The sequence below is a fragment of the Streptomyces sp. NPDC045022 genome (assembly GCF_056432605.1).
The window spans coordinates 275,628-292,426 of record NZ_JBWKIR010000011.1 but is presented as its reverse complement, the minus strand read 5'-3'; the positions used below and the strand labels follow the sequence as shown (position 1 = coordinate 292,426).

Annotated in this window: 16 protein-coding genes; 12 read left to right on the top strand and 4 right to left on the bottom strand. The window is 72.3% G+C overall.

Annotation, left to right across the window (positions count from 1 at the left end; genetic code table 11):
- Nucleotides 1–437: 437 nt before the first annotated feature.
- The 5 genes from AC07C1_RS21955 to AC07C1_RS21935 are packed head-to-tail and all read left to right on the top strand — an operon-like array spanning nt 438 to nt 5,030.
- Nucleotides 438–2,108, top strand: a complete 1,671-nt coding sequence (locus AC07C1_RS21955; RefSeq protein ID WP_478941308.1) for an ATP-binding protein — start codon at nt 438–440, stop codon at nt 2,106–2,108.
- Nucleotides 2,105–2,506, top strand: a complete 402-nt coding sequence (locus tag AC07C1_RS21950) for a roadblock/LC7 domain-containing protein (RefSeq protein WP_478941306.1) — start codon at nt 2,105–2,107, stop codon at nt 2,504–2,506. The genes AC07C1_RS21955 and AC07C1_RS21950 overlap by 4 nt, the downstream gene beginning before the upstream one ends.
- Entirely contained in the window at nt 2,503–2,913 is a 411-nt protein-coding gene (locus AC07C1_RS21945) for a DUF742 domain-containing protein (RefSeq protein ID WP_478941304.1), read from the top strand. The genes AC07C1_RS21950 and AC07C1_RS21945 overlap by 4 nt, the downstream gene beginning before the upstream one ends.
- Nucleotides 2,894–3,514: a GTP-binding protein gene (locus AC07C1_RS21940; RefSeq protein ID WP_478941302.1), complete on the top strand. Its 621-nt coding sequence runs from the start codon at nt 2,894–2,896 to the stop codon at nt 3,512–3,514. Before AC07C1_RS21945 ends, AC07C1_RS21940 begins: the two co-directional genes overlap by 20 nt.
- A 34-nt stretch (nt 3,515–3,548) precedes the next feature.
- Entirely contained in the window at nt 3,549–5,030 is a 1,482-nt protein-coding gene (locus tag AC07C1_RS21935; RefSeq protein WP_478941300.1) for a cytochrome P450, read from the top strand.
- A 7-nt stretch (nt 5,031–5,037) separates the two neighbouring features.
- Here AC07C1_RS21935 and AC07C1_RS21930 read toward each other — a convergent pair whose 3' ends face one another.
- Nucleotides 5,038–5,988, bottom strand: coding sequence for a pseudouridine synthase (locus AC07C1_RS21930; protein WP_478941299.1), 951 nt, complete (start codon nt 5,986–5,988; stop codon nt 5,038–5,040).
- A 206-nt stretch (nt 5,989–6,194) separates the two neighbouring features.
- Here AC07C1_RS21930 and AC07C1_RS21925 point away from each other — a divergent pair, with 206 nt between their 5' ends.
- Both AC07C1_RS21925 and AC07C1_RS21920 read left to right on the top strand, forming a co-directional pair.
- Entirely contained in the window at nt 6,195–6,797 is a 603-nt protein-coding gene (locus AC07C1_RS21925) for a GNAT family N-acetyltransferase (RefSeq protein ID WP_478941297.1), read from the top strand.
- Between the two features lie 105 nt (nt 6,798–6,902).
- Nucleotides 6,903–7,841, top strand: a complete 939-nt coding sequence (locus AC07C1_RS21920) for a 5'-nucleotidase (protein WP_478941296.1) — start codon at nt 6,903–6,905, stop codon at nt 7,839–7,841.
- A 34-nt stretch (nt 7,842–7,875) separates the two neighbouring features.
- On the opposite strand, the gene AC07C1_RS21915 is transcribed toward AC07C1_RS21920, so the two are convergent.
- Together AC07C1_RS21915 and AC07C1_RS21910 are read right to left on the bottom strand one after the other, a co-directional pair.
- Nucleotides 7,876–8,721, bottom strand: coding sequence for a siderophore-interacting protein (locus AC07C1_RS21915; RefSeq protein WP_478941294.1), 846 nt, complete (start codon nt 8,719–8,721; stop codon nt 7,876–7,878).
- 114 nt (nt 8,722–8,835) lie between these two features.
- Nucleotides 8,836–9,756 (bottom strand): 5'-3' exonuclease, encoded by a 921-nt coding sequence (locus AC07C1_RS21910; RefSeq protein WP_478941292.1) that lies wholly within the window; start codon nt 9,754–9,756, stop codon nt 8,836–8,838.
- Nucleotides 9,757–9,956: 200 nt separating this feature from the next.
- Between AC07C1_RS21910 and AC07C1_RS21905 the strand changes: the two genes are divergently transcribed.
- From AC07C1_RS21905 to AC07C1_RS21890, 4 genes are all read left to right on the top strand, one after another.
- The gene (locus AC07C1_RS21905; RefSeq protein WP_478941290.1) at nt 9,957–11,033 is read left to right on the top strand and encodes a quaternary amine ABC transporter ATP-binding protein; all 1,077 of its coding nucleotides are present in this window, start codon (nt 9,957–9,959) and stop codon (nt 11,031–11,033) included.
- A complete protein-coding gene (locus tag AC07C1_RS21900; protein ID WP_478941288.1) occupies nt 11,026–12,840 on the top strand; it encodes an ABC transporter permease/substrate binding protein in 1,815 nt (604 codons plus the stop codon). The genes AC07C1_RS21905 and AC07C1_RS21900 overlap by 8 nt, the downstream gene beginning before the upstream one ends.
- Nucleotides 12,841–13,178: 338 nt before the next feature.
- A complete protein-coding gene (locus tag AC07C1_RS21895) occupies nt 13,179–13,751 on the top strand; it encodes a helix-turn-helix domain-containing protein (RefSeq protein ID WP_478941286.1) in 573 nt (190 codons plus the stop codon).
- Nucleotides 13,752–13,758: 7 nt separating this feature from the next.
- Nucleotides 13,759–14,481 carry a helical backbone metal receptor gene (locus AC07C1_RS21890; RefSeq protein ID WP_478941285.1) on the top strand — a complete coding sequence of 241 codons (723 nt, stop codon included), beginning with the start codon at nt 13,759–13,761 and terminating at the stop codon, nt 14,479–14,481.
- Here the strand turns inward: AC07C1_RS21890 and AC07C1_RS21885 are convergent.
- Nucleotides 14,393–15,562 carry a TDT family transporter gene (locus AC07C1_RS21885; RefSeq protein ID WP_478941283.1) on the bottom strand — a complete coding sequence of 390 codons (1,170 nt, stop codon included), beginning with the start codon at nt 15,560–15,562 and terminating at the stop codon, nt 14,393–14,395. The two genes, AC07C1_RS21890 and AC07C1_RS21885, sit on opposite strands and share 89 nt — an antisense overlap.
- A gap of 70 nt (nt 15,563–15,632) precedes the next feature.
- Here AC07C1_RS21885 and AC07C1_RS21880 point away from each other — a divergent pair, with 70 nt between their 5' ends.
- Nucleotides 15,633–16,556, top strand: a complete 924-nt coding sequence (locus AC07C1_RS21880; protein ID WP_478941281.1) for a LysR family transcriptional regulator — start codon at nt 15,633–15,635, stop codon at nt 16,554–16,556.
- The last annotated feature ends 243 nt before the right edge of the window (nt 16,557–16,799 follow it).

The window sequence follows — 16,799 nt, the reverse complement described above, 5'->3', positions numbered from 1 at the left end:
CGTCGCGCGGCGCCCCCGCGGGCCCCCCCCGCGGGCCCCCCCGCCCCCCCCCCCCCCCCCCCCCCCCCCCCCCCCCCCCCCCCCCCCCCCCCCCCCCCCCCCCCCCCCCCCCCGGCCGTCGTGTTCGGTGACCGCTGACGCCCTTTTCACTCATCACGGTGAGTAGTTTTCGCACGCCCGTACGCCGTGACCGAACGTGTGCGAATACAAGCGGGGCGTGTAAAGAGGGTGAGCGTACTCCTGTCGCACGGGCGATTTCAGGTGCTTGCCGAATATGACACGGCGATGATCCGGTCGGACTAAGCTCGCCCGCGGCGCACCGAGTTGAGGTGTATTCGCGCGCCTGTTCCCAAACATCCGGAAGATCCCGTCAGTTCCATGAACCTTCCCCCCAAAAGCTCCCCCGACACCCAGCCGAATCGTCTCAGAAGGCATCCATGGTGAGTGTTCAGAAGCCTCCCGGTCGCCGTGAACGTCCCTACGCGCGCGTGCTGTTGCCACCGGCCGTACTGATGGCCGCCGCGAGCGGGGCCGCCGTGGCCCTGGTACCGGCGCCGGCCCGGCTCGCCGTCGGCCTGTGCGGGGCGCTGGCCGTGCTGCTGGTCCTCATCACAGCCGCGGAAGCCGCCCGCCGCGGCCGCAGGATCCGCGAGGCGCAGGCCGAACACGCCCGTCACGCCGCGTATCTGGAGCACCGGCTCGCCGCCCAGGACGAGCTGATCACCCGCTTCGCCACCGACATCCTGCCCACCGGTCTGCTCCGGCTGCGCGCCGGAGAGCCGCTCCGGGACGTGCTGGTCAACATCTACGACGCGGACCCCGAACTGTGCGCCCTGCCCGAGCAGTACCGCGAGATGTTCCGCATCGCGCTGCGCGGTGCCGACCACGAGATCTCGATGCGCGACGCCACCGAACGCTCCTTCGTGAGCATCGCCCGCCGCGTCCAGGCCATCGTCCACCAACAGGCCAAGGAACTCCGGGAGATGGAGGAGGACCACGGCCGCAACCCCGAGGTCTTCGACGACCTGCTCCGGCTCGACCACGGCACCTCGCTGATCGGCCGGCTCGCCGACACCATCTCCGTCCTCGGCGGCGGCCGCCCCGGCCGTCAGTGGCCCCTGCCGGTCTCCCTCTACAGCGTGCTGCGCGGCGCCATGTCCCGCATCCTGGAGTACCGCCGCATCGAGTTGAGCTCCATCGTCAACATCAACATCAAGGGCACCGCCGTCGAGCCGGTCATCCACGCGGCCGCCGAACTCCTCGACAACGCCACCCGCTACTCGCCGCCCTCGACCAAGGTGCACGTCACCGCCGCCGAGGTGCAGACAGGCATCGCCGTCGAGATCGAGGACGCCGGCGTCAGCCTCACCGAGGAGTCCCGCGTCCGCATCGAGCAGATGATCGAGGACGCCAAGAACGGCGACGACGCGGACAACCTCGGTGAGAACCCACGCCTCGGCCTCGCCGTCGTCGGCCGGCTCTGCAAGCACTTCGACATGGAGGTCTCGCTCCGCGCCTCCGCCTACGGCGGCGTCCGCGCCATCCTCATCATTCCGCGCGTCATGACCACCACCGAGCCCGGCGTCGGCGCCGCGCACGGCATCGGCGCCACCGGCGTACCGCAGCCCGAACTGGGTGCCGTCGAGGGCCCCAAGCGCCCGCCCAAGAAGCGCCGCCCCACCAGCCCGAAGATCCCCGCGGGGATCTCCATGGAGGACGACGTCCCCGAGGTCACCGAGTGGACCGCGGGGGGTCTGCCGCAGCGCCGCAGCCGGGTGAAGATCCCTCTCAGCCAGCGGTACGCCGAACAGGCCGCCATCGAGCGCGCCGAGCGCGAGGGCAGGCCGACCATCTGGTCGCAGACCAGGTCCGAGCCGGAACCCGAGCCCGAGATCGACCCCGAGCGCAAGAAGCTCATCGACCGGCCGCCGGGCATGTGGATGGAAGCCTTCTGGGACGGCCTGAGGAAGGGCATGCCCGAGGACGCCACCGCGTCCGAGCTGACCGACTTCACGCTCAACCCGACCAAGTACCTGCATCTGCTCAACGATTCGGCCGACCCGGCCGTGGGTGCCATCGAGGCCGACGACGAGGGGGACCTCAAGTGATCCAGCAGCGAGCGAACCTGGACTGGATGCTCAAGCAGCTGAACGACGGCGTACCGGGCATCGAGATGATCGTGGTCCTGTCCGCCGACGGACTGCGCATCGCCCGCTACGGGGGCGACCCCGACGCCGCCGACCGGGTGGCCGCCGCCTGCGCGGGTGTACAGAGCCTCGCCGGTGCCATCATCCAGGAGATCCCCGGCGCCGGCGAGATGAAGGTCGTCGTCATCGAGATCGAGGGCGGCTACTTCTACCTTATGAACGCCGGGGCCAACGCCTTCCTCGCGGTGCTCGCCGACGTGACCTGCGAGCCGGGGCGGATGAGCGGCATGATGCGCGACCTCGTCGTCCGGATCGGAGCCCACCTCACCAGTCCGCCCCGGCGGGGGCAGACCGTATGACTCCTCCACGACGCAAACGGCGCCCGTCGCGGCAACTGCCACCCCCGCCGCCTCCCAAACCGGCGGCCGGCGAGGTCCCACCCAAGAACCCCGAACGGCTGTACACCATCGCCGGATCCGCCGACGGCGGGCGGGCCGAACTGGACCTCGTGACGTTGATCGTGGCGCGTACCGCGCCGCCGCCGGCCGCCTCACCGGAGCAGGCGGCGGTGTTCCGGCTCTGTACCGCCCCGCTGTCCGTGGCCGAACTCTCGGCCTATCTCCAACTGCCGTTCAGCGCGATGACCGTACTGATCACCGAGCTGATCGCGGCCGAACTGGTGCAGGCGCGCGCCCCGATCGTCCGCAAGGCGCTCCCCGACCGTTCACTCCTCGAAGCGGTGATGCATGGACTTCAACGGCTCTGACGCCCTCCCCGGCCCGCGCACCGAGGATCATCTGCCGCACACGGCCCAGGCCGCGGTGAAGATCGTGATCGTGGGCGGTTTCGGCGTCGGCAAGACCACCATGGTCGGTTCCGTCAGCGAGATCAGGCCGCTGACCACCGAGGAGACCATGACCCAGGCCGGCATCGGCGTCGACGACAACTACGGCTCCGATTCCAAGACGGCCACCACCGTGGCCATGGACTTCGGCCGCATCAGCATCACCGACAAGCTGGTGCTGTACCTCTTCGGCACCCCCGGCCAGGAGCGATTCTGGTTCCTGTGGAACGGCCTGTTCGAAGGCGCCCTCGGCGCGGTCGTCCTGGTCGACACCCGGCGCCTGGAAGTCAGCTTCGACGTCATGGGCCGGCTGGAGGAGCGGGGCGTGCCCTTCGTCGTCGCCGTCAACTCCTTCCCGGACGGGCCCCGTTACCCCGTCGAGGAACTGCGCACCGCACTGGACCTGTCCCCGGACATCCCGATCATCGAGTGCGACGTACGCCGCCGGGCCTCCAGCAAGGACGTACTGATGAACCTCATGCGCTTCCTGCACTCCCTCGCCCTGTCCGGCGCCCTCACCTGACCTACCCCACACCATCCGTTCCGGAGCGATCACTGTGACGCCTGAAACCCCGTCCCTCACCGGCACAGACCCCGCCCCCGGCCCCCCACCGGGCTGCCCGGCGCACGGCCTCGGCCCCGGCGGACTGCACCGGCTCTACGGCCCCGACGCGGAGGACCTCGGCGACCTCTACGAGCGCCTGCGCGAGCAGCACGGCCCCGTGGCCCCCGTACTGCTCCACGACGACCTGCCGATGTGGGTGGTGCTCGGACACGCCGAGAACCTGCAACTGGTGCGCAGCCCCTCGCAGTACACCCGCGACAGCCGGATCTGGACCCCGCTGGTGGAGGGCACGGTCAAGCCCGACCACCCGCTCATGCCGCACATCGCCTGGCAGCCCATCTGCTCCCACGCCGAGGGCGACGAGCACCAGCGGCTGCGCGCCGCGGTCACCGCGGCCATGTCCACCATCGACCACCGCAGCGTCCGCCGCCACATCGGCCGCTCCACCCAGGGCCTGGTCAACAGCTTCTGCGAGCGGGGCCGGGCCGACCTGGTCTCCCAGTTCGCCGAGCACCTGCCGATGGCCGTCATGTGCGAGGTCCTCGGCATGCCCGAGGAGTACAACGACCGGATGGTGCACGCCGCCCGCGACGCGCTCAAGGGCACCGAGACCGCCATCCAGAGCCACACGTACGTCATGGACGCGCTGAGCCGGCTCACCACCCGGCGCCGTGCCCGGCCCGAGGACGACTTCACCAGTCACCTCATCACCCACCCGGCCGGACTCACCGACGACGAGGTCCGCGAACACCTGCGCCTCGTCCTCTTCGCGGCCTACGAGGCCACGGCCAATCTCCTCGCCAACGCACTGCGCATGGTCCTCACCGAGCCGGGCTTCCGCGCCCAGCTCAACGGCGGCCAGATGACCGTGCCGGAGGCGATCGAGCAGTCCCTGTGGGACGAGCCGCCGTTCAGCACCGTCCTCGGCTACTACGCCAAGCAGGACACCGAGCTGGGCGGCCGGCACATCCGCAAGGGCGACGGGCTGCTGTTCGCCCCCGCGCCGGGCAATCTCGACCCGCGCATCCGCCCGGACCTGTCGGCCGGCATGCAGGGCAACCGCTCCCATCTGGCCTTCGGCGGCGGCCCGCACGAATGCCCCGGCCAGGACATCGGCCGCGCCATCGCCGACGTCGGTGTCGACGCCCTGCTGACCAGGCTGCCGGACATCGGACTCGACTGCCAGGAGCACGAGTTGCGCTGGCGGGCGTCGATCGCCTCCCGGCACCTGGTGGCCCTGCCGGTGCGCTTCGAACCCAAGCCGCAGCAGGACGTCGACCTTCCGCCCCGGCCCATCGCCCTGCCGCCGCAGCGCGCGAGCTGGCAGGTCGGCACCCTGAGCAGCGATCCCGCTCGGGCCGCCGCACCGCAGCCGGCCCCGCGCCCCGCCCCCGAGCCCGTCTTCGCGACGCCGGAGCCGGCCCGGCCCCGGGGCCTGTGGCGGCGTCTGCTGCGCTGGTGGCGCGGCGAGTGACCGGAGGCTAACCCTCGCCGGCCCATGTGCCGTACGACGACCAGGCCTCCAGCACGCGCCCGCTGACGAACGCGTGCTCCGCCCCGGTGACCGGATCGGTGAACTCCAGCCTCCGCGCGAGCAGTTGCAGCGGACGCCGGAAGTCGCCGGCCGGCACCGGGCCGGTCACCTCCGGATACAGCGGATCGCCGAGGACGGGCACGCCGAGCGCGTTCAGATGCACCCGCAGCTGATGGGTCTGCCCGGTCGCCGGGAGGAGCCGGTACCGGCCCAGCCCGGCCCGGTGTCCGGCCGCCGCCACGTAGGTCTCGGCGTTCGGCCGGCCCTCGACCTCCCGAGCGGCCTGCACCCCGCGCTCCTTCACGATCCTGCTGCGCACGGTCCGGGGAAGGCCGAGCGAGGGGTCGTACGGCGCGATCGCCTCGTACTCCTTGCGCACCCGCCGGTCCGCGAACAGCGTCTGGTACGCGCCGCGCTCCTCCGGCCGCACCGTGAACAGCACCAGCCCCGCCGTCAGCCGGTCCAGGCGGTGCGCGGCCGTCAGCGCCGGGATACCCAGCTCGCGCCGCAGCCGGGCCAGCGCGGTCTCGGCGACATGCGTGCCGCGGGGGGTCGTGGCCAGGAAGTGCGGCTTGTCGGCCACGACGATGTGCGCGTCCCGGTACACCACCTCCACCGGGAAGGGCACCGGCACCTCGGCGGGCAGCTCGCGGTGGAACCACACGAACATGCCCGGCTCGTACGGCGCGTCCGGCGCCACCGGCCGCCCGTCGGCCCCGACGACCAGCCCCGCGTCGAACATCCCCTCGACCACTCCGGGGCGGGCCCCCGACAGCCGCTCCACCAGGTGCTCCCGCACGGTGGTCCACGCCCCGCCCACGGGCAGCCGGACCCGCACGGGGTCCACACCCTCGCGCTGGGGGAGCGGGGCGGGCGGGAGCGGGGTACGGCGTCTCATCGGGGTCAAGGGTACGAGGGCGGCCCGGGACCCTGGGAAGGGGTCCTGACCGGGTCAGCGACAGGGAGGCCGGTCCCGTACCTGGGGAGGGGTGCTGACAGGACAAGGGCACGAGGGCCCCCGGCAGGGGCACGCGGGACAGGAGATACCGGCACGGGACCGAAAACGGGTGGGCCGCCGGCCGTGCGGTCGGCAGGATGTGAATCATGCCGTTTCTCATCAGCCCGGTGCTGACCCCCGGAGCCCTCGCCCGCGCCCCACAGCCCGCCCTCCCCACCGGGGACGGTCTGCTCCTGCGCCCCTGGCGGGCCGAGGACGCGCCCGCCGTCCACGCCGCCTTCCAGGACCCGGTGCTGCATCAGTGGCACCTCAGGTCCTCCGCCTCCGAGGAGGAGGCCGCCGGCTGGATCGCGCAGTGGCAGGAGGTCTGGGAGGGCGAAGGCGAGGCCCAGTGGGCCGTCGTGGACGAGGAGACGGACGAACTGCTGGGCCGGGTCGCGCTGCGTCAGATCCTGCTGGGCGACGGCATCGCCGAGGTCGCGTACTGGACGGTGGCGCGGGCACGCGGCCGGGGCGTCGCGACCCGGGCCGCCACCACCCTGACCCACTGGGCCTTCGAGGAGATCGGCTTCCACCGCCTCGAACTCTTCCACGCCACCGCGAACGAAGCCTCCTGCCGCGTCGCCACGAAGGCAGGTTTCGCGCCGGAGGGCACCAAGCGCAGTGCCCTGCTCCATCCGGACGGCTGGCACGACATGCACTTCCACGCGCGCGTGCGCGGCGACCGAGCGGGCGTGGGGAAGCCTTGACGGACCAGTTCCGGGGCGGCACTTCAGGCCGCACGGGACTGCGGGCGGCAGCCGGACCCGTGACATGATGGCGAGCCGATTCCCGTCCCACCGAGGTGCCACCGCATGCCGGCCTTCGAACTCGCCGACCGACTCGTGATCGGCGTCGCGTCCAGCGCGCTGTTCGACCTGCGGGAGTCGGACGCGGTCTTCCGGGAGCAGGGCGAGGAGGCCTACCGGGCCCACCAGGAAGAGAACGTGGCCAACACGCTCCGGCCGGGGGTCGCCTTCGCCTTCCTGCGGCGGCTGCTGTCGCTGAACGACCTGAGCGATCCCGGCGACCCCCTCGTCGAGGTCATCATCCTCTCCCGCAACGACCCCGACACCGGCCTGCGGGTCATGCGGTCGATCCAGTCCCACGAACTGCCGATCAGCCGGGCCATCTTCCGGCAAGGGCGCTCGCCGTATCCGTTCATGACGGCGCTGAACATGTCCTTGTTCCTGTCCGCCGACGGACGTGACGTGCGCGAGGCCGTCGCCGCCGGTCTGCCGGCGGGGCATGTGCTCGGTTCGGCGTACGCGGACGACCCCACCGACCGGGATCTGCGGATCGCCTTCGACTTCGACGGGGTGCTCGCCGGTGATGCCGCGGAGCGGGTCTACCAGTCCGGCGGCCTCGAGGAGTTCCGTGCGCACGAGGCCCGGAACGCGGCGACCCCGCACGACCCGGGGCCGCTGCGCGACTTCCTGGCCGGCGTGAACCGGATACAACTGCGCGAGGAGGAGCGGCGCAGGAGTGATCCCGGCTACGAGCTGCGCGTCCACGTCTCCATCGTGACCGCGCGCAACGCCCCCGCGCACGAGCGTGCGGTGCGCAGCCTCAAGGAGTGGGGTGTGCGGGTCAACGACGCCTTCTTCCTCGGCGGCGTGGACAAGGGCGCGGTCATGAAGGTGCTGAACCCGCACATCTTCTTCGACGACCAGGTCACCCACCTGGAGAGCACGTCCCGGACCACGCCCAGTGTGCACATCCCGTTCGGCAAGATCAACGAGACGGCACCCTGAACGCGGTGCGCGGCGGCAAGCCGTCTCGGCGTTCTCAGGCGGCCGCCGCGCCACCCTCCTGCTCCGCCTCGACACGGGCGTTCCACTCCCGCTTGGAGGCCTGCCAGCCGTCCTCGTCGTGGCCGAGACGCCAGTAGCCGGAGATGGACAGGTCCTCGCGCGGGATCTGCAGCTCGACGCGCAGCAGCCGGCGCAGCTCCTTCACGAAGCCCGCCTCGCCGTGCACGAACGCGTGCAGCCTGCCCTCCGGGAAGTCCAGCGACCGGACGGCCTCCAGCAGAGCCTCGCCGACCGGGCGGTCCCCGCGGTGCAGCCAGGCGACCTCCACCTCGGAGTCGATCTTCTGCTCCTCCTCGGGGCCCGACACCTCGACGAAGGCGTGCGCGCGGGCTCCGGCGGGCAGCGTCTCCAGCGCGCGGGCGATCGCGGGCAGCGCGCTCTCGTCACCGGCGAGCAGATGCCAGTCGGCTTCCGGGGCGGGGGCGTAGGCGCCACCGGGACCCATGAAGTGGACCGGCTCCCCGGGCCGCACGCGGGTGGCCCACGGTCCGGCCAGGCCCTCGTCGCCGTGGACCACGAAGTCCAGGGTCAGCTCGCGGTGTTCGGGGTCCCAGGCGCGCACGGTGTACGTCCGGGTCACCGGCCACTGCTCGCGCGGGAACTCCGCCCGGATCCGCTCCAGGTCGAAGGGGACCGGGTAGGTCACACCAGGGGGGCCGAACAGCAGCTTCACATAGTGGTCGGTGCAGGTGTCCGCCGCGAATCCGGCAAGGCCCTCGCCGCCGAGCACCACCCGCTGCATGTGCGGGGTGAGCCGTTCGGTGCGCATCACCTGCGCGGTACGGGGCTTGCGCGGCTTTCGTACCGGACGCTCTGCCATCACGGCCTCCTGCGAGATTGGTTAGGTTTACCTAAGCTAGCACCTCGCTCCGGGGCAACACCTCTTCCCCGGGGGCTCGATGAGAGCCCTTTGCCGGAACATTCCGGTCGGGGCTCACTGCGCGAGCGTGCTCAGCAGCCGCTGCAGGGAGCCGCCGAGGCCCCACCGCGTCGCCAGTTCCTCCAGGGCCGCCGGGTCGCGCGGAGCGTGCGGCACGGTGCTGTCGACGTCCGGCAGCGGCACGTCGCCGGCCACCCGTACCACCTTCGGCGCGACCGCGACGTACGGCCGGGCCTCGGTGAGCCGCTTGCGCTGCGACGGGGTGAGCTTCGCCCGCGGGTCGTCGACCGCCGCCATGATCCCGGCGAGGTCGCCGAACTCGGCGAGCAGCTTGGCGGCCGTCTTCTCGCCGATGCCGGCCACGCCCGGCAGGCCGTCGCTCGGGTCGCCGCGCAGCAGCGCCAGATCCGCGTACCCGCGCCCGTCGACGCCATACTTCCCGCGCAGCACCGCCTCGTCGGTCAGCTGCAGCGTGCCCACGCCCTTGAGCGGGTACAGCACGCGGATCCCGCGCTCGTCGTCCACCAGCTGATACAGGTCGCGGTCGCCGGTGACGATGTCCACCGGGCCGTCCGCGCGCGCGGTGAACGTGCCGATCACATCGTCCGCCTCGTACCCCGCGACGCCGACGCGCGCGATCCCGATCGCGTCCAGCACGTCCTCGATGACCGGCACCTGCGGGGACAGCGTGTCCGGCACCTCCTCCTCGTCCGGCGCCCCCTCGTGCTCCTCGGCGACCCGGTGCGCCTTGTAGGTGGGAATGAGGTCCACCCGCCACTGGGGCCGCCAGTCGGCGTCCATGCAGGCCACCAGCTGGTCCGGCCGGTGGTCCTTGACCAGCCGGTCGATGAAGTCCAGCAGGCCGCGCACGGCGTTCACGGGCGTGCCGTCCGGCGCCTTCACGGAGTCCGGCACGCCGAAGTAGGCGCGGAAATACAGCGAGGCGGTGTCGAGAAGCATGAGTCGTCCGGTCACGCTCGCATCATGCCGTACGGCACCGACAGCGACCTCCGCGCCGGAACGCGTTGCGTGATGCGCACCGCCGTGAGCCCGGCCACTTACGGGTTTGCCTCGGCTTGACCTGGGGAGGCGCCGCCTCGGAGCGAGGTTGGTTGCTTTGTCAACTGTCGGCGACTCTTCGTCTCCTGTCCCAGTCCCCGAGGCGAGAGGTACGCGTGCAATCGAGGCTTGAGGCGGAGCACCTGTTCAAGGTGTTCGGCAGACGACCGGACGAAGCAGTGGAACGCCTGCGGCAGGGAGCCGACCGGGAGGAGCTGCGCGCCGACGGCACCACCGCCGCCGTGATCGACGCCTCCTTCCGCGTCGAGGCGGGCGAGATCTTCGTCGTCATGGGGCTGTCGGGCTCCGGCAAGTCCACCCTCCTGCGCATGCTCAACGGTCTGCTGGCGCCGACCGCGGGCAGCGTGCGCTTCGACGGCCAGGACCTCACCGCGCTCACCGACCGCGCGCTGCGCGAGCTGCGCTCGAGGAAGATCAGCATGGTCTTCCAGCACTTCGCGCTCTTCCCACACCGCAGCGTCCGCGACAACGCCGCCTACGGCCTGGAAGTGCAGGGCGTGCCCCGCGCCGAGCGCGAACGCCGCGCCGACGAGGCGCTCGCCCTGTGCGGCCTGGCCGGCTGGGAGACGTCCTGGCCCGACGAGCTGTCCGGCGGCATGCAGCAGCGCGTCGGTCTCGCCCGCGCCCTCGCCACCGACGCCGACCTGCTGCTGATGGACGAGTCCTTCAGCGCCCTGGACCCGCTGATCCGCCGGGACATGCAGGACCAGCTCCTGGAGCTGCAGAAGACCCTGAGGAAGACCATCGTCTTCATCACCCACGACCTCAACGAGGCCATGCGGCTCGGCGACCGCATCGCCGTCATGCGCGACGGCCGCATCGTCCAGACCGGCACCGCCGAGGACATCCTGCTGCGCCCCGCGAACGACTACGTGGCCTCCTTCATCCAGGACGTCGACCGCGCCCGCGTGCTGACCGCCGGCGCCGTGATGGACACCGAGCCGCGCGGCGACGAGGCCGACTGCGGCTGTGAGACGGCGACCCCCGACACGCCGTTCACCGAGCTGTGCGCGCTCAGCGCGCGGCTGTCCCACCCGGTCGCCGTCCTCGACGCCGACCGCGCCCTCGTCGGCGTCGTACCCCGGCAGCGCCTCGTCGGCTTCCTCGGTGACGAACAGGGCGGGCCCACGGCGTGCGGCGACGGCGGGAAGAAGGTGATCAACCGTGCCTAGGCTGCCCCTCGGCGACTGGGTCGACTCCGGCGTGAACTGGCTGGTCGACCACCTCTCCTGGTTCTTCGACGCCGTCAAGGCGGTCATGGAGGGCATGTACGACGGCATCGACGCCGTGCTCGCCGCCCCCCAGCCGCTGCTGATGGCCGGCATCCTCGCCGTCATCGCCTGGTGGCTGCGCGGCCTGCTCGCCGGTCTCCTCGCCTTCGCCGGATTCGCCCTGGTCGACTCGCTCGACCTGTGGGACCGGGCCATGTCCACCCTCGCCCTGGTCCTCGTGGCCACCCTGATCGCCCTGGTGATCTCCCTCCCGCTGGGCGTCTGGGCGGCCCGTTCCAGGGCGGTCAGCGCCACCGTGCGGCCCGTCCTGGACCTGCTCCAGACGATGCCGTCGATGGTCATGCTGATCCCGGCCATGCTCTTCTTCGGCCTGGGCACGGCCGCCGGTGTGGTCGCCACCCTGATCTTCGCGCTCGCCCCCGGCGTCCGCATGACCGAGCTGGGCATCCGCCAGGTCGACGCCGAGCTGGTCGAGGCCGCCGAGGCGTTCGGCACCACCCCGCGCGACATCCTCTGGCGGGTCCAGCTGCCGCTCGCCCTGCCGACCATCATGGCCGGCGTCAACCAGGTGATCATGCTGGGCCTGTCCATGGTCGTCATCGCCGGCATGGTGGGCACCGGCGGCCTCGGCGGCGCCGTCAACGAGGCCATCGGCCGGCTGGACATCGGGTACGGCTTCGAGGCGGGCGTCGGCATCGTCGTCCTCGCCATCTACCTGGACCGCGTCACCGGCGCCCTCGGCACCCAGCTCTCCCCGCTGGGCCGCAGAGCCGCCGCCAAGACCCGCACGCGCGCGTGGTCGTACCGCCCGCGCCCGGCCGTCGCCGTCGCCGGCGTGACCGTCCTCGCTCTCGTCGCGGGCGGACTCGGGATCTTCGGCTCCTCCGCCGGCACCGCCGAGGCCTCCGGCACGGACGTCGGCAAGGGCAAGGAGATCAGGATCGGTTACATCCCCTGGGACGAGGGCATCGCCTCCACCTTCCTCTGGAAGGAGATCCTTCAGGAGCGCGGCTTCAAGGTGACCACCACCCAGTACGCCGCCGGTCCCCTCTACACCGGCCTCGCCACCGGCCAGCTCGACTTCCAGACCGACTCCTGGCTGCCCACCACGCACGCCGAGTACTGGGCGAAGTACGGCAAGCGGCTCGACGACCTCGGCAAGTGGTACGGCCCCACCTCCCTGGAGCTGAGCGTCCCGTCCTATGTCAAGGACGTCGACTCCCTGGCGGACCTCGAGGGCCACGCGTCCGAGTTCGGCGGGAAGATCGTCGGCATCGAGCCCAGCGCGGGCATGATGGGCCTGCTGAAGAGCAAGGTCCTGAAGGAGTACGGCCTCCAGGGCTCGTACGACGTGGTCGACGGCTCCACCCCCGCCATGCTCGCCGAGCTGAAGCGCGCCTACGCCAGGAAGCAGCCGGTCGTCGTCACCCTGTGGTCGCCGCACTGGGCGTACAGCGACTACGACCTGAAAAAGCTCAAGGATCCCAAGGGCGCCTGGGGCAAGGGCGACGGCGTGCACACCCTCGCCCGCAAGGGCTTCGCCGCCGACAACCCGCAGGTGGGCCGCTGGCTGGAGGACTTCGCGATGACCGAGAGCCAGCTCACCGGCCTAGAGGCGCAGATCCAGAAGGCCGGCGAGGGGCGGGAGCAGGACGCCGTCCGTACCTGGCTGAAGCAGCACCCCGGCCTGGTCGACCGGTGGGCGCCGGTCGCCCGGCAGAGCGGCAAGAGCCAGGCGGCCGGGTGACCTGACCGGCCCGGACCGCCGCCCGCCCCTCGTGGCTTGCCGCCACGGGAGTTATTCGGCCAACCACGGTGTGTAATGATCCTTGGCCTGGGATTGGGCTCCCCGCCCAGCTGACCGGCATATTCATCCGCAAGGGGGAGCCCGTGCCGGAGGGATCCGCACCCCCGGCAGGCTGGCGCGATCCGTGGGTTACGGGCCCGTGGGCCTGTCAGGGATGTGACAGGCGCGTGAAACGGTTTGCCGAACATGCGTAGGGTGCAGTGAAGTCATCGGAAGAGGTGTGCCTCCGAAGGGGCACCCGGACAGCGGCACGACGAGCGAGGGAGGGAGCCGGAGCGATGGGCGACCACAAAGAGCAGCAGCCCGTGCGGGTGGGCGCGGCCGTCCGGCGACGCCGCCGTGCGCTGGAACTGACCCTCGCGGTCGTCGCGGAGCGCACCGGTTTGTCGGTGCCCTTCCTCAGCCAGGTCGAGAACGACCGGGCCCGCCCCAGCCGCGGCTCCCTGGAGAAGCTCGCCGACGCCCTGCGCACCACGGCCGTCGAACTCCTCGCCGCCGCCGACCCGGCCGCCAGCGTGGACGTGCTCCGTGCCGAGCCCGTCGCCGAGGGGGACTTCGATCCCCGGACCCGCTCCCTGGTGCGCGGCCACCATCAGCTGCACGCCTCCGAATTCACCGGCGACCACGACGCCGGCCGCGAATTCCAGCATCGCAACGACGAGTTGATGTACGTCGCCGACGGTGCCGTGGAGATCGAGGCCGAGGGCCGCGCCTACCGCCTCGGCCGCGGCGACACCCTGTACCTGACCGGCGGGGTCCGGCACCGCTGGCGGGCCACGGTCCCGGACACCCGGATCATCGTGGTCGCGGTCGCCGAACACATCGAGGCGGTCAAGGACCGGACGCGCTAGGCAGGCCATGGTGCGGGTCGTCTCGCTGGTTCCCTCGCTGTCGGAGGCGGTGGCGGTGACGCTTCCCGGGACACTGGTCGGCGCCACCGACTGGTGCGCCCATCCGGCGGACCTGGACGTCACCAGGATCGGCGGCACCAAGAACCCGAAGCTGGACCGGATCGTCGCGCTCGCTCCGGACCTGGTGATCGCCAACGAGGAGGAGAACCGCGCCCCCGACCTCGACGCCCTGCGCACGGCGGGCCTGGAAGTGCTGGTCACCGAGGTGCGGACGGTGCCGCAGGCCTGCACGGAGCTGGACCGGGTGCTGACCGCGTGCGGAGCACCGGGACGCCCGCGCTGGCTGGAGGCGGCGCAGGAGGCCTGGAGTGCGCTGCCGGAGCCGGAGGAGCGCACGACGGCGGTCGTACCGATCTGGCGCCGCCCGTGGATGGTCCTCGGCCGCGACACCTTCGCCGGCGACCTGCTGGCCCGCCTGGGCGTCGACCACCTCTACGCCGCCCATCCGGAGCGCTACCCCCGCGCCCCCCTGGAAGAGCTGTGCGCGGCCGCCCCGGACCTGGTGGTCCTCCCCGACGAGCCCTACCGCTTCACCGCCCAGGACGGCCCCGAAGCCTTCCCCGGGCTGCCCTGCGCGCTGGTCAGCGGACGGCACCTGACCTGGTACGGTCCGTCGCTGTCGCAGGCCCCACGGGTGCTGGCCGGGGCCCTGCGAGCAGCTCGCCGCTGAGCAGGCCGCGTACGGTCCCGGTGGCGGCCGCGAGCCAGGCCGCGAGGAGTACGGCGTACAGCCCGACGGCGAGGGCCTCGTACAGGGCGAGTCCGGTGTGCCGGGCGAGCGCCGCGGCCCCGGTGACACAGGTCCCGGTCGGGAAGGTGAACGCCCACCACGTCATCGCGAACCCCATGCCGTGCCGCCGGGCCCGCACCACATGCGCGGTCGCGAGCCCCAGCCACAGCAGCGCGAAGCCCATGACCGGCACCCCGTACAGCACGGCGAACACCCCGAGACCACGGTCGTACGGAGCCGGTACGACCCCGGGAGCGCCGTCCGCGATCAGGCCGACCGCGGTGGTGGACTGCCCGAGCGGGCCCAGGACCAGGAACAGGGTCGGGGTGAGCGCGAGTGGCAGCGGCCCCGAGGTGATCAGCCGGCCGAAGAGCAGCGGCAGCGTCAGCAGCGTGGCGAACAGGCTCAGGCCGAACAGGGCGAAGCAGGCCAGCAGCAGGGTCTCGCGGGGCTGGCCCGGCGGCAGATGCGGTACGAGCAGCGGGCCGAGCGCGGCCGACACCATGGGCGCGACCAGCGGCAGCAGCCACACCGGGGTGGCCTGGGACGGTTCGACGCGATGCCGTACGGCCATCAGGTACGGGACGGCGACGGCGGCCGCGAGCCCGACCACCGTACCGGTGGTGAACAGCACGGCGTCCAGGGCGACGGCCGGGCCCGTGCCGAGCAGCGGCCGCCCGGCCGTCATGGCCCCGCCGCCCACCGCCAGCAGGGCCATGGCCAGGCAGCCGTAGAAGGGGGCCATGGCCGGGTCGAGGAGGTGGGCGCGGGCCTGGTCGCGGTGGTGGGTCCAGTGCAGCGCCCGGGCCGCCAGCAGGGCCATCAGCGCGAGCAGGGACAGCGCCCAGAACCCCGCGAGGACACCGCGCGGCAACCAGCCCGCGGTCCCGGGGAGCGCGGCGCCGGCCGAGCCGACGACGGCGGTGCCCATGACGCATGCGTACCAGTGGGGGCCGAGGTGCCGGACCTGGGCGGCGCGCGGGACGGTGCGGGCGGACAGGGGCGGGGCTGCGGTGACCATGTCACCAAGATCCCGCCGATGTCCGCCGCTGACCAGGGACTTCCTTTCTATGAGGACATAAGCTGGTCTTATGAGTGAGGCTGAGGGGCAGCGAGAGCGCACGGAATCACTGGCACACCGGGTGCCGGACCTGGCCGCACTGGAGCTGCTGCTGGCGGTGGCCCGGCTGGGCAGTCTCGGCGCGGCGGCGCGGGAGGTCGGCATCACGCAGCCTGCTGCCAGCAGCCGGCTCCGCTCCATGGAACGGCAGCTGGGCGTCGCCCTGGTCGACCGTTCGCCGCGCGGCTCCCGGCTCACCGACGCGGGTGCCCTGGTGACCGACTGGGCCCGCCGGGTGGTGGAGGCGGCGGCGGCCTTCGACGCGGGCGCGCGGGCTCTGCGGGACCGCCGCGACTCGCGCCTCAGGGTCGCGGCGAGCATGACCATCGCCGAGTACCTGCTGCCCGGCTGGCTCCTCGCGCTGCACGCCGAGCGCCCCGACACGGCTGTCTCGCTGCTCGCGGGCAACTCGGCGAAGGTCGCGGAACTCCTGCTGGCCGGTGAGGCGGACCTCGGCTTCGTGGAGGGCCTGTCGGTGCCGACCGGCCTGGACTCCGCGGTGATCGCCCAGGACCGGCTGATCGTCGTCACCGCCCCAGGCCACCCGTGGGCCCGCCGCGGGCGCCCGCTGGCCGCGGAGGAACTGGCGGCGACTCCGCTGATCCTCCGCGAGCGCGGCTCCGGCACCCGCCAGGTCCTGGACGCGGCCCTCGGCGGCCTGGCCCGGCCCTTGATCGAGCTCTCCTCGACCACGGCGGTCAAGGCCTCCGCGGTCAGCGGCGCGGGGCCGTCGGTGCTGAGCGAACTGGCGGTGGGGGAGGAGCTGGCGATGCGGCGGCTGGTCAGCATTCCGGTGGCGGACGTCGCCCTGCGCCGCGACCTGCGCGCGGTCTGGCCGACGGGCCACCGGCCGACGGGACCGGCCCGGGAACTGCTGTCCCTGACCCGGGGCTGACCCGGGGCTGACCCGGGGCGTCGCCCACCGGCGCGACGGCGTCGACTTCACGGGCAACGGAACGGCACTTCCCCAGGGGCGCGGGGAGGAACTGCTGCCCCTGACCCGGGGCGTCGCCCACCGGCGCGACGGCGTCGACTTCACGGGCAACGGAACTGCATCTCCCAGGGGCGCGGCGAACTGCGCGCCCAGCCACGACGAACCCGCACCCGGCAGCTGGCGACCGGCCGCGACGGACCCGGA